This window comes from Streptococcus sp. SN3 (assembly GCF_030439905.1).
Genome location: NZ_JAQFJF010000001.1, coordinates 326,740 through 339,265 on the forward strand (window position 1 = coordinate 326,740; position 12,526 = coordinate 339,265).

Genomic DNA, 12,526 nt, shown 5'->3' on the forward strand with positions numbered 1-12,526 from the left:
ACAGTTGCTAGTCTGCTTTCAGGAAGTTTGCTGCTGACAGTCATTTATGAGGCTGATGATAAGCAGAAAATAGTCTGAAATGACCTTTACCCTACTTCATATTTTTGTTATAATATTTGTATTAAAGCGTGCATTTGCGCGCTCTTTTCTGTGTTTTAAAAGCACTTGGGTGCTTTATAGTGAGTTATTTTTGAATAGATGGTGAAGGAGGAGTTATGTTATACATTTGGTCTTATTTGAAGAGATATCCTAAGTGGCTGGTCTTGGACTTTGTTGCGGCAATCTTTTTTGTGATTGTCAATCTAGGTCTGCCAACGGTACTGGCTCGGATGATTGATGAGGGAATCAATCCTAAGCAGACAGATCGGCTCTTTTTCTGGGCTTGGGTCATGTTTGGCGTTATTATCTTAGGAGTGCTGGGGCGAATTGTTTTGGCTTATGCGGCTGGAAAGCTAACGACGACCATGGTGCAGGATATGCGCAATGATCTCTATGCCAAGCTGCAAGAGTATTCTCATCATGAATATGAGCAGATTGGAGTGTCTTCTTTGGTCACGCGCTTGACTTCAGATGCTTTTGTTCTCATGCAGTTTGCAGAGCAAACCCTGAAAATGGGTGTCATTACTCCCATGATGATGCTGTCCAGTATTCTCATGATTTTTCTGACCAGCCCATCTCTGGCCTGGATTGTAGCTGTTTCAGTGCCTTTCTTGGCTGTTGTGGTCATTTATGTGGCGGTTAAAACCAAGCCCTTGTCTGAAAAGCAGCAGAAGACCCTTGATAAGATTAACCAGTACGTGAGGGAAAATCTGACTGGTCTGCGCGTTATTCGAGCTTTTGCAAGAGAGGAATTTCAAGAGAAGCGTTTTGCTGACGAAAATGAGGTCTATGCGCAAAACTCCAATAAGCTCTTTAAGCTGACTGGTCTGACTGAGCCGCTCTTTGTGCAGATTATTATTGCGATGATTGTGGCCATTGTCTGGTTTGCCCTAGATCCTTTGCGGGACGGCAGTCTTGAAATCGGAAATCTCGTTGCCTTTATCGAATACAGCTTTCACGCCCTGCTATCCTTCCTCTTCCTGGCCAATCTCTTTACTATGTATCCTCGGACGGCGGTATCGAGCCAGCGGCTCAAGGAAGTCATGGACATGCCCATTTCAATCAATCCTAATGAAGATGGTGTAACCGAGACAGAGACGCAGGGTTATCTGGAGTTCGACAATGTAACCTTCGCTTATCCAGGTGAGACGGAGAGTCCTGTGCTGCATAATATTTCCTTCAAGGCTAAGCCGGGTGAGACTATTGCCTTTATCGGTTCAACTGGTTCTGGTAAGTCTACGCTGGTACAGCTGATTCCGCGCTTTTACGATGTAACACTAGGTAAGATTTTAGTGGACGGTGTGGACGTCCGTGAATACAATCTGAAGGCACTGCGTCAGAAGATTGGCTTTATTCCGCAGAAGGCTCTGCTATTTACTGGAACTATCGCAGCGAACCTACGCTACGGAAAGGAAGAAGCCAGCCAAGAGGAACTGAGTCAGGCGGCTGATGTAGCTCAAGCCAAGGACTTTATCGAGAGTCGGGAAGAGCGTTTTGAGACTCATCTGGCTGAGGGAGGCAGCAATCTATCCGGTGGGCAGAAGCAGCGGCTTTCTATCGCCCGCGCGGTGGTCAAAAAGCCGGAAATTTATATCTTCGACGACTCTTTTTCTGCTCTAGATTATAAGACAGATGCGGTGCTTCGTCGTCGCCTCAAGGAAGTGACAGGTCAGGCAACGGTGCTGATTGTAGCCCAACGGGTGGGAACCATCATGGACGCTGACCAAATTATCGTCTTGGATCAGGGTGAAATCGTTGGACGCGGGAAGCATGAAGAGTTGATGGAAACCAACGATATCTATCGTGAAATTGCGGATTCACAGCTGAAAAATCAAGCTTTGACAGAGGAATAGAAAGGAGACTGACATGAAAAACACATCAAGTTTTGCTCGTCTGTGGAGCTACCTAAAAGTTTATAAATTTGCAGTCGCCTTTGCGATCTTCCTCAAAATCCTCAGCGTCGTTATGAGTGTCGTCGAACCCTTTGTCTTAGGTTTAGCCATTACTGAACTGACAAATAATTTGCTGGATATGGCAAAGGGAGTAGCTGGTGCCCAGATTAATGTGTCCTATGTTGGCTGGGTCATGGTCTTGTATTTTGTGCGGGCGATTTTTTATGAAATCGGTTCTTACTATTCTAATTTCTTTATGACCAATGCAGTGCAGGCTACCATTCGTGACTTGCGCAATGAACTTAGCCATAAGATTAATCGTATCCCCGTTTCTTACTTTGACAAGCATCAGTTTGGTGACTTGCTAGGGCGTTTTACCAGCGATGTCGAAGCTGTTTCAAATGCCTTGCAGCAGTCTTTTCTGCAGGTTATCAATGCAGTCTTCACTCTGATCTTGGTTATCGTCATGGTATTGGTGCTCAATTTGCAACTGGGAGTAATTGTGGTTGTTTCGATTCCGATTACCTACCTTAGTGCTTGCTTTATCGTGAAGAAATCCCAGCCTTACTTTAAACAGCAGGCAGATGCACTGGGAGCTATGAATGGCTTTGTTCAGGAAAATCTGACTGGTTTTAATATTTTGAAGCTCTATGTCAGAGAAGAAAGCTCTCAGGAAGATTTTCGTCAAATTACGCAAAACCTGCAGAAAGTAGGTTTTAAAGCCAGCTTTATTTCTGGTTTGATGATGCCTGTTTTGAATGTTATTTCAGATCTGACCTACCTCTTGCTGGCTCTGCTGGGTGGCCTTCAGGTTATTGCTGGGCGCCTGACAGTCGGGAATATGCAGGCTTTTGTTCAATATGTCTGGCAGATTAACCAGCCTATTCAAAACCTAACTCAGCTAGCAGGTCAGCTACAGAGTGCCAAGTCCTCTTTGGACCGGATTTTCCAAGTGCTGGACGAAGCAGACGAAGTCAATGATAGGGCAGAAAAGCTGGAGCAAGATCTGACAGGTCAGGTTAGCTTCAAGGATGTGGACTTCCAGTATGTAGCAGACAAGCCGCTTATTCGGAATTTCAATCTGGAGGTCAAACCTGGAGAAATGGTCGCCATTGTAGGTCCGACTGGTGCTGGTAAGACCACGCTGATTAATTTGCTCATGCGTTTCTACGATGTGACCAAAGGCGCGATTACTGTGGATGGGCATGACATTCGCCATCTGTCCCGTCAGGACTATCGCAAACAGTTTGGTATGGTGCTGCAGGATGCTTGGCTTTACGAAGGGACTATCAAGGAAAACCTTCGTTTTGGTAATCTGCAAGCCACTGATGAAGAAATTGTAGAGGCAGCAAAGGCAGCTAATGTGGACCATTTTATCCGTACCTTGCCAGGCGGCTACAATATGGAAATGAACCAAGAATCCAGCAATATCTCACTTGGTCAGAAGCAGTTGCTTACGATTGCGAGGGCTCTTTTGTCTAATCCTAAGATTTTGATTTTGGATGAAGCGACCTCGTCTGTCGATACACGGCTGGAGCTCCTGATTCAGAAAGCTATGAAGACACTCATGCAGGGTCGGATCAGTTTTGTCATTGCCCACCGACTGTCGACCATTCAAGAAGCGGATAAGATTTTGGTGCTCAAGGATGGTCAGATTATCGAGCAAGGTAATCATGAGAGCCTCTTGGCTGATAAAGGATTTTATTATGACCTCTATCAGAGTCAATTTTCTAAAAAAGCAGAAGAAGCTTGATAATGCTTGCTAAATTTTTTGACAACTGCTAGAATATTAAGCAAAGTGAGGTAGCAATGTCTTTAACTAGTCAAATTATTACAGCAGAATTTCCTGATTTGGATAAGGTTGAGGCCTTAAACCGCGAGGCTTTTCCTGTAGAGGAATGGGTGCCTATCAGCGAATTTCTCCGTTATACAAACGATAAGCGGTCTCATTTCTTTGCCTTCTACAATGAGGAAGAATTTGTTGGTTTTGCTTTTGCAGTTTATAACGAAAAAATGTTCTATGTCAGCTTCTTTGCGATTATGCCGCACCTTCGCAGCCATGGCTATGGGGGAGAAATTATTCATAAACTGACAGAGTTTTATCAAAAGACCATGGTTCTTGAGGTAGAACGTGTCGATGAAGAATGTGATAATTTAGAGCAACGTCAAGCACGTATGGATTTCTATAAGCATAACGGCTTTCGAACGACCAATGCCTTTCTGGAATATGAAGGATTAAGCTTTGAAATCCTGTATTTGGGAGACCACTTTGATGAGGAGGCTTATCGAGATATTTTCCATATGCTGCAAGAGAAGAACTTTTTTGAATTCGAAATTAAGTACCGAAGATTTAGCGATGTATAAAGAGTGCTAAATGATTTATAGCCATTTTTAAAAGGTTGAGATAGGATGTCTCAACCTTTTCACCTTGAAAAATCTCTTTTATTTTGTTTTGAATCGAGAAGTACAAGATTGCGTTTTTCATGAATTAATCAACAGTAGAGTGTGTCCGTTTAAATAAAGGAAACTATCTAAAATATAGGTAATAGTGGGGTTAGCAGAATACGATTTAAAACAAAAAGCGTTATTTCGTTTTATAACATTCAAAATCTCCAAAAAATCTGTGAATAAGCGAGGAATTTGCTCAAAATTCCAGATAAATGATTCGATTTAAATCATATATTTTTTTGATTTGAATCAATATTCTGAAAAAGTTAAAAGTCTTGCGGAGCGGGCCATTTCCGTATATAATGATAAGGCATGAAAAAATTTAAAGGAGATTCCTGTGATTAAAAAAGGTGCCTTGACAGGCTTGCTCTTATTTGGAATATTTTTTGGTGCTGGGAACTTGATTTTTCCGCCCTCGCTTGGGACATTATCTGGCCAGCATTTTTGGCCAGCTATTGCAGGATTTGTTCTGTCTGGGGTTGGACTTGCTGTTCTGACTTTGATTATTGGAACGCTCAATCCTAAGGGCTATATCCACGAGATTTCTCAGAAGATTGCGCCTTGGTTTGCTATTGTCTATCTTGTAGCTTTGTATCTGTCAATCGGGCCCTTCTTTGCTATCCCGCGGACTGCGACGGTGGCCTATGAAGTTGGTATCGCTCCTATGCTGTCTAAAAATATGACAGGTATCGGGTTGATTGTTTTCACGACCCTTTACTTTGCGGCTGCTTATCTGATTTCTTTGAATCCATCTAAGATTTTGGATCGAATTGGACGTATTCTGACGCCGGTTTTTGCAGTTTTGATCATCATCTTAGTCATTCTAGGAGCTTTGAAATACGGAACAACGACACCTCAGCAGGCTGCGGAAGCTTATTCTGCGTCAGCTTTTGGGCAAGGGTTCTTGGAAGGTTATAACACTTTGGATGCCTTGGCTTCTGTGGCTTTCAGTGTCATTGCGGTAACAACTCTTAACCAGCTAGGTTTCAAGAATAAAAAGGAATATGTTTTAACCATCTGGGTTGTTGGTTTGATGGTAGCCTTGGGTTTTAGCGCCATGTATATCGGTTTGGCTTTTCTGGGCAATCATTTCCCAGTTCCAGCCGAGATTATTGCCAAAGGCAATCCAGGTGTTTATGTCCTATCGCAGGCGACACAGGCTATCTTTGGACCTACAGCACAGATTTTCCTTGCAGCTATGGTTACTGTGACTTGTTTTACAACAACTGCGGGACTTATTGTATCGACTGGGGAATTCTTCCATAAAACTTTCCCTAAGGTATCTTATAAAGTTTACGCAACTGTCTTTACTTTGATTGGATTTGCGATTGCCAATCTTGGCCTCAATGCCATTATCCAATATTCTGTTCCAGTCTTGCAAATTCTCTATCCAATTACCATTGTTATCGTACTGATTGTCATTGTCAATAAATTCTTGCCACTATCCAAAATCGGTATGCAATTGACAGTAGCAGCAGTGACTGTGATTTCCTTTGCGGGCATTCTTGGGCAGCAGTTCAATATTACAAAGGTAAGTGATATTGTAAATGCCCTTCCGTTTGCTCAGACTTCCCTGCCTTGGTTGGTGCCAGCTCTAGTTGGAATCCTACTTTCTCTCTTTTTGCCAAATAAGCAGAAGAGTGAGCGCTTTGAGATAGAAAGCTAATAGATGACATACGCCACAATGTGGTGGATGTTTTTGCCAAATCCAGAAATCTCAAGCAATATAACATCAAATTCAAGTTTTTTCAAATCTATCTCCCTATTTTTAGGGGGATTTTTATTTTATACTAGAGTCAGAAATTGATAGAGAGGTTTTTGAAATGGCAACAAGTTTTTTGTTCTTTATTTCTGTTTTTCTGGCGGGGATTCTATCTTTTTTCTCGCCCTGTATTTTACCACTTATGCCAGTCTATGTGGGGATTTTGCTGGATTCGGATCAGCCGAAAACGGTTCGGTTTATGGGAAAAGATATTTCCTGGTATGGTCTAGCTAAGACTCTCTGCTTTATAGCTGGCTTATCAACTGTATTCTTAGTTTTGGGCTATGGAGCTGGCGCTCTAGGGCAAGTTCTCTATGCCCCTTGGTTTCGCTACTTTTTGGGCGGGTTTGTCATTCTACTGGGAATCCACCAGATGGGGATCATCAATATCCAGCAACTGCAAAAGCAAAAGAGCATCCAACTTAAAAAGAATAGTAAAAGAAGTGACTTTCTTAACGCTTTTCTCTTGGGGATTACCTTTAGCTTTGGTTGGACGCCCTGTGTGGGACCTGTTCTGAGTTCTGTTTTAGCAATTGCAGCTTCTGGAGGTAACGGCGCTCTTCAGGGAGGCTTGCTTATGTTGGTTTATACACTTGGATTAGCGCTTCCATTTCTAGCAATGGCTTTGGCTTCTGGCTGGGTATTACAGCGCTTTGCAAAACTCAAACCTTATATGGGAACGCTTAAGAAAATCGGCGGAGCACTCATCATTCTCATGGGAATTTTGCTGATGCTTGGAAATCTAAACGTTTTAGCATCATTATTTGGATAAAAATTATATAATTAAAGGAGACACATCATGAAAAAAATCACTACACTTACAATCGCTGCACTTAGTATCTTTGTCCTAGCTGCCTGCTCTAATCAAAAGTCAGATTCTGATATGAAGAAGACGGATGACAGCAGCATGATGAAGAAAGACGACATGAAAAAAGACGACATGAAGAAAGAGGATATGAAGAAAGAGGATATGAAAGACTCCAGCATGTCTGATGATAAAATGAAAAAGGATGACATGAAGGACTCTTCTATGATGTCCGACAGTAAGTCTGACATGAAAGATGATATGAAATCAAGCGATTCGAGCATGAAGGATGACATGAAAGATTCATCCGAAATGTCATCTGACAAATAAGAATTCCACCATAGGAAAGAAAGTCGTCAGTTTTGTCGGCTTTCTCCTTATTTTGAAAGGAAAGAAAACGATGAAGAAGTTATCAATATTGACTATCAGTCTGCTTTGTGTCGGCTTTTTGGGAGCCTGTTCAAATCAGAAGATGAACTCGGAAGTTTCTAAAAGTGATAAAAGCAATATGGAAACAAAAGCTGATTCTGAGCAATCTACCAAGATGGCCAAAGACTTTAGTCTGCAAGGAGTAGATGGCAAGACCTACAAGCTGTCTGATTTCAAAGGCAAGAAAGTGTATTTAAAGTTTTGGGCTTCTTGGTGCTCTATCTGTCTATCTACACTTGGTGATACTAATGATCTGGCTAAGGAGCAGTCAGGAAAAGATTATGTTGTGCTGACGGTGGTGTCTCCGACTTTTAATGGAGAAAAGTCTGCTGATGATTTCAAGGAATGGTACAAATCTTTGGATTACAAAGACTTCCCAGTTCTCATGGATACTAAGGGAGAATTGCTGAAAGAATACGGTATTCGCTCTTATCCATCTGCTCTTTTCGTAGGCAGCGACGGCTCTCTTGCCAAGACACATATTGGCTATATGAGCAAGGAAGATATTGAGAAAACACTGAAAGAAATCAAGTAGAAAGGAGTAATAAACATGGAAGGTAAATGGAAGATTCTTCTGGTTCTGCTTGGCTTGCTTGTCTGCTTTGGACTGGTCTATGTGATTGCAGGGAATGGTAAGGAGTCGTCTCCTGAGCAGATCAAGAAAGCCTCTATGAGCAAGACAGAAGCGGTAGCCAAACAAAAGCAAGAAGACGTCAAGGAAGAAGATAAGCAGGAGATTTATCTGGCTGGTGGCTGTTTCTGGGGAGTAGAAGAGTACTTTTCTCGTGTGCCAGGTGTAATCGATGCAGTGTCGGGATACGCAAATGGTAAGGGTGACACGACCAAGTATGAATTGGTCTCTCAAACTGGTCACGCTGAGACTGTTCACATTACTTACAATGTAAAGAAAATTTCGCTAAAAGAAATTCTGCTGCATTATTTCCGCATCATTGATCCAACTTCTAAAAACAAGCAGGGAAATGATCAGGGTACTCAGTACCGGACAGGTGTTTATTATAAGGATGAAGCTGATCTAGATACGATTAACCAGGTCTTTGATGAGGTTGCTAAGAAATATGATAAGCCTTTAGCTGTTGAAAAAGAACCTCTGAAAAACTTTATCAAAGCAGAAGATTATCATCAGGATTACCTAAAAAAGAATCCTAATGGATATTGCCATATCGATGTCAATCAAGCTGCCTACCCTGTTATTGAAGCTAGTCGCTATCCTAAGCCTAGCGATGAAGAGATTAAGGCTAAGCTCTCTCCTGAAGAATACGCAGTCACACAAAAGAATGACACAGAGCGGGCTTTTTCTAATCGCTATTGGGATAAGTTCGATGCTGGTATCTATGTGGATGTGGTGACAGGCGAGCCTCTCTTTTCATCAAAGGATAAGTTTGATTCAGGCTGCGGTTGGCCGAGTTTCACACGTCCTATCAGTCCAGATGTTGCGACTTACAAAGAAGACAAGAGTTTCAATATGACACGGACAGAAGTTCGCAGTCGGGTTGGAAATTCCCATCTGGGCCATGTTTTCACAGACGGTCCTAAGGACAAAGGAGGCTTGCGCTATTGCATCAATAGTCTGTCCATTAAGTTCATTCCAAAAGCCGAGATGGAGGAGAAGGGCTACGGTTATCTTTTGGATTATGTTTAAGAGCATTTTGATTGAAAATTTGCTATAATAAATCCAATAAAAATAAGGAGTTGAATCTGGTGTATTCAATTATGATTGTAGAGGATGAGTATCTGGTAAGACAGGGGATTGCGTCCTTGGTAGACTATGAACAGTTTGGCATGCAAGTCATTGCCCAGGCTGAAAATGGAAGAGAAGCTTGGCAGAAATTTCAGGAAAATCCTGCTGATATCCTGCTGACCGATATCAACATGCCACAGATGAACGGCCTCGAACTGGCCAAGCTAGTCAGGGACCAGGCTCCTAAGTGCCATATCGTTTTTCTGACGGGCTATGATGATTTTGACTATGCTCGGACCGCCATTAAACTAGGCGCAGATGACTATCTTCTCAAGCCATTTTCCAAAGATGATGTTGAGGAAATGTTGGCCAAGGTGCAGACTAAGCTTGATAAGGAACGAAAAAAAGCCCAGATTCAAAACTTGGTTGATCAGGGACAGCGCTCTGAGTTGGAAGAGGCTATTCACGCGCGTCTAGCTGATTCAGAATTAAGCCTGAAAAGTTTGGCTTTCCAATTGGGGTTTAGTCCGTCCTATCTCAGCGTTCTTATCAAAAAGGAATTAGGCTTGCCCTTTCAAGATTATCTGATCCAAGAGCGGATGAAAAAAGCAAAACTCTTACTCTTAACTACAGATTTGAAGATTTATGAAATAGCAGAGCAGGTAGGTTTTGAAGATATGAACTATTTTTCTCAGCGCTTCAAGCAGGTGGTCGGGCTGACACCTCGGCAGTTTAAAAAAGGAGAGGAGAAATGAAACGATATCCGCTTCTTATCCAGTTGATTGTCTATATTTTTCTGCTGGTTCTTTTACTCTTGGGGTTTGTTGGAAGTCTCTACTATCAGACTAGCTCGGGGACTATTAGGCAGCTGACAGAGCGGACGACGCGTAATAGTATGGAGCAAAGCGGGCAGTTCATAGCTTCCTATTTGCAGAAATTAAAACAAACTACCTCCACACTGAGCAAGGAAGAAACGATTCGTAAATTTGCTCAGAATCAAGAAAGTAGCGAAACGTCAGTTCAGGCTTTGATGAAAACCATTATTGAGACAGATCCTGATTTGGTGTCGGCAGTATTGGTTACCAAGGACGGGCGCGTGGTCTCGACAGATTCTCAAATCAGCATGCAGACATCCTCTGATATGATGAATGAAAATTGGTATCAGGAAGCTGTTCATACCAAAGCCATGCCTGTCTTGACTCCTGCTCGCAAGGAATCTCTGTCATCAGAGAAGGAGAAGTGGGTTGTTTCTGTCACTCAGGAAGTGGTGGATGAAGCAGGGCAGAATCTCGGTGTTTTGCGTCTGGATATTGGCTATAAGAGTCTCAAAGCCTATCTGGATCGGCTTCAGCTAGGGAAGAAAGGCTTTAGTTTTATTGTCAATAGCCAGCATGAATTTGTCTATCATCCTAAGAAAAGTGTTTACTCCTCCAGTCAGGAAATGAAAGCTATGCAGCCCTATATCTCGGTCAAGGATGGTTACGCAGACCAGAAAGAGGCTTTTGTCTATCAGATTGATATCGCAGACAGCGACTGGACTTTAATTGGCGTTGCCTCTTTAGAGCAATTGCAGATGCTTCAGTCACAGATGCTTTATTCATTTGTGGGAATGGGCGTTTTAGCACTCCTGCTGTGCTTGACTGGTATTTGGTTTGTCTTACGTTTGTGGATTAAGCCTCTTCAGAATCTGCAGGCTGTCATTCTGAAGATTGGGGCAGGTGACTCAAATCTGCGTGCAGAAGCTAAGGGTTCTCCAGAGTTGGTTGACTTGGCTCAGCAGTTCAATAAAATGCTGGATCAAATCGAACAGCTAATGGAAGCTGTTAAGACTGAAGAACAAAATGTCCGCCGCTATGAGCTCCGAGCTCTCTCAGCTCAAATCAACCCCCATTTCCTTTATAATACCTTGGATACGATTGTCTGGATGGCTGAGTTTAATGACAGCAAACGTGTTGTTGAGGTAACAAAATCACTCGCTCAATATTTCCGCTTGGCGCTCAATCAAGGACATGAACAGATTGCTCTTAAAGATGAGATTGATCACGTTCGTCAGTATCTCTTTATCCAGAAGCAGCGCTATGGCGATAAGCTCCAATATGAGATTGAAGAGGGTGAATCTATAGCTGATTATAAACTGCCCAAGCTGGTACTTCAGCCTTTGGTTGAAAATGCCATCTACCATGGTATCAAGGAAATTGACCGACAAGGCATGATTCGGGTGACGTCAGCAGCAGAAGAGGGGCAGCTGATACTGTCTATCTATGATAACGGCCGTGGTTTTGAACTCCGCGACTCTACGGACATGACTCTCCCTCGCTTAGGCGGGGTTGGTCTGAAAAATGTCGATCAACGCTTAAGATTGCAGTTCGGAGACGACTACCATATGGAAATCGATTCTGAACCAGATAAATTCACCAAGATTAGTCTTTATTTACCGCTAGTTACAGATGATTAGGTCTATTAAGTTTTCGAACAGCAAAAAGCCGGAGAAAATCCTACCGGCTTTTTACTGTTTGAAAAAATGTACAGGTTTTGCTGTTCATCAAGCGAAATTATCTCTTTTACTAGTCTCATGAGTTTGCAAGAAAATTACCGTAGCGGATTTGTGAAAAATCTATAAGATTCATTTATAATGATAAATGAATGAATATTCTAGGTAAGGAGTTAGAGGAGAGTAAATGGAGTCACCTTTATTTTTTGTTTCAGTTTTTTTAGCGGGTATTTTGTCCTTCTTTTCCCCTTGTATTTTTCCTTTATTGCCGGTTTATATTGGCATTTTATTGGATGACAAGGAGGTCAAGACCCTGAAAGTATTCGGCCGAGAGCTTGCTTGGCAGGGAATGGTTAGAACACTCTTTTTCATTGTGGGTATCTCAACAGTCTTCTTTTTGCTTGGCTTTGGAGCCGGATTTTTAGGAACTATTATTTACAGTTCGACCTTTCGTTATGTGATGGGCGGACTCATCATTCTGTTAGGTTTGCACCAGATGGAGCTTATTAATATTCGCCAGTTACAGATTCAAAAGAGCTTGACTTTCAAAAAGAACGGTCAGAAACATCATTTTTGGTCTGCTTTCTTACTAGGGATTACCTTTAGCTTTGGTTGGACTCCTTGCATTGGACCAATCCTCAGCTCAGTTTTAGCCTTAGCAGCTTCGGGTGGGAATGGTGCACTCCAGGGAGCAATTTTGACCTTGATTTACACCTTAGGAATGGCCCTGCCTTTCTTAATCTTAGCTTTGGCATCTAGCTTTGTTATGCAGTATTTCAATAAAATCAAGCCTTATATGGGCCTGATGAAGAAAATCGGCGGAGCCCTGATTATTCTCATGGGAATTCTGCTGATGCTAGGACAGCTCAACACCCTGTCGGGACTTTTTGGATAAAAGGAG

At 42.4% G+C, this 12,526-nt stretch carries 11 protein-coding genes; all 11 read left to right on the forward strand.

The window, feature by feature from the left end:
• The first annotated feature begins 215 nt into the window (after positions 1 to 215).
• The 11 genes from PCY71_RS01345 to ccdA2 (PCY71_RS01395) all read left to right on the forward strand — a co-directional run bounded on the left by PCY71_RS01345 (position 216) and on the right by ccdA2 (PCY71_RS01395) (position 12,520).
• The gene (locus tag PCY71_RS01345) at positions 216 to 1,952 is read left to right on the forward strand and encodes an ABC transporter ATP-binding protein (RefSeq protein ID WP_002906627.1); all 1,737 of its coding nucleotides are present in this window, start codon (positions 216 to 218) and stop codon (positions 1,950 to 1,952) included.
• Between the two features lie 13 nt (positions 1,953 to 1,965).
• On the forward strand, positions 1,966 to 3,744 hold the full coding sequence (locus tag PCY71_RS01350) for an ABC transporter ATP-binding protein (protein ID WP_048773387.1): 1,779 nt from the start codon (positions 1,966 to 1,968) through the stop codon (positions 3,742 to 3,744).
• 56 nt (positions 3,745 to 3,800) lie between these two features.
• A complete protein-coding gene (locus PCY71_RS01355; RefSeq protein ID WP_002906625.1) occupies positions 3,801 to 4,355 on the forward strand; it encodes a GNAT family N-acetyltransferase in 555 nt (184 codons plus the stop codon).
• A 421-nt stretch (positions 4,356 to 4,776) separates the two neighbouring features.
• The gene (brnQ, locus tag PCY71_RS01360) at positions 4,777 to 6,105 is read left to right on the forward strand and encodes a branched-chain amino acid transport system II carrier protein (RefSeq protein ID WP_002906622.1); all 1,329 of its coding nucleotides are present in this window, start codon (positions 4,777 to 4,779) and stop codon (positions 6,103 to 6,105) included.
• Positions 6,106 to 6,262: 157 nt separating this feature from the next.
• A complete protein-coding gene (gene ccdA2 / locus PCY71_RS01365) occupies positions 6,263 to 6,973 on the forward strand; it encodes a thiol-disulfide oxidoreductase-associated membrane protein CcdA2 (RefSeq protein WP_048773389.1) in 711 nt (236 codons plus the stop codon).
• A 27-nt stretch (positions 6,974 to 7,000) separates the two neighbouring features.
• Entirely contained in the window at positions 7,001 to 7,336 is a 336-nt protein-coding gene (locus tag PCY71_RS01370; RefSeq protein WP_048773391.1) for a hypothetical protein, read from the forward strand.
• Between the two features lie 70 nt (positions 7,337 to 7,406).
• On the forward strand, positions 7,407 to 7,970 hold the full coding sequence (locus tag PCY71_RS01375) for a redoxin family protein (RefSeq protein ID WP_002909791.1): 564 nt from the start codon (positions 7,407 to 7,409) through the stop codon (positions 7,968 to 7,970).
• 15 nt (positions 7,971 to 7,985) lie between these two features.
• Entirely contained in the window at positions 7,986 to 9,095 is a 1,110-nt protein-coding gene (gene msrB / locus PCY71_RS01380) for a peptide-methionine (R)-S-oxide reductase MsrB (protein WP_002909789.1), read from the forward strand.
• Between the two features lie 59 nt (positions 9,096 to 9,154).
• Entirely contained in the window at positions 9,155 to 9,889 is a 735-nt protein-coding gene (locus PCY71_RS01385) for a response regulator (RefSeq protein WP_002909786.1), read from the forward strand.
• Positions 9,886 to 11,589, forward strand: coding sequence for a sensor histidine kinase (locus PCY71_RS01390; protein WP_002909785.1), 1,704 nt, complete (start codon positions 9,886 to 9,888; stop codon positions 11,587 to 11,589). Before PCY71_RS01385 ends, PCY71_RS01390 begins: the two co-directional genes overlap by 4 nt.
• Before the next feature lie 223 nt (positions 11,590 to 11,812).
• Complete coding sequence (gene ccdA2, locus PCY71_RS01395) at positions 11,813 to 12,520, forward strand: thiol-disulfide oxidoreductase-associated membrane protein CcdA2 (protein WP_301412389.1); 708 nt, start codon at positions 11,813 to 11,815, stop codon at positions 12,518 to 12,520.
• Positions 12,521 to 12,526: the final 6 nt, after the last annotated feature.

Bases quoted from the DNA above. Each gene is read 5' to 3' on its own strand.
- PCY71_RS01350 (WP_048773387.1), top strand. From the start codon at position 1,966: ATGAAAAACACATCAAGTTTTGCTCGTCTGTGGAGCTACCTAAAAGTT.
- PCY71_RS01345 (WP_002906627.1), top strand. From the start codon at position 216: ATGTTATACATTTGGTCTTATTTGAAGAGATATCCTAAGTGGCTGGTC.
- PCY71_RS01355 (WP_002906625.1), top strand. From the start codon at position 3,801: ATGTCTTTAACTAGTCAAATTATTACAGCAGAATTTCCTGATTTGGAT.
- msrB (WP_002909789.1), top strand. From the start codon at position 7,986: ATGGAAGGTAAATGGAAGATTCTTCTGGTTCTGCTTGGCTTGCTTGTC.
- PCY71_RS01370 (WP_048773391.1), top strand. From the start codon at position 7,001: ATGAAAAAAATCACTACACTTACAATCGCTGCACTTAGTATCTTTGTC.
- PCY71_RS01390 (WP_002909785.1), top strand. From the start codon at position 9,886: ATGAAACGATATCCGCTTCTTATCCAGTTGATTGTCTATATTTTTCTG.
- ccdA2 (WP_048773389.1), top strand. From the start codon at position 6,263: ATGGCAACAAGTTTTTTGTTCTTTATTTCTGTTTTTCTGGCGGGGATT.
- PCY71_RS01375 (WP_002909791.1), top strand. From the start codon at position 7,407: ATGAAGAAGTTATCAATATTGACTATCAGTCTGCTTTGTGTCGGCTTT.
- ccdA2 (WP_301412389.1), top strand. From the start codon at position 11,813: ATGGAGTCACCTTTATTTTTTGTTTCAGTTTTTTTAGCGGGTATTTTG.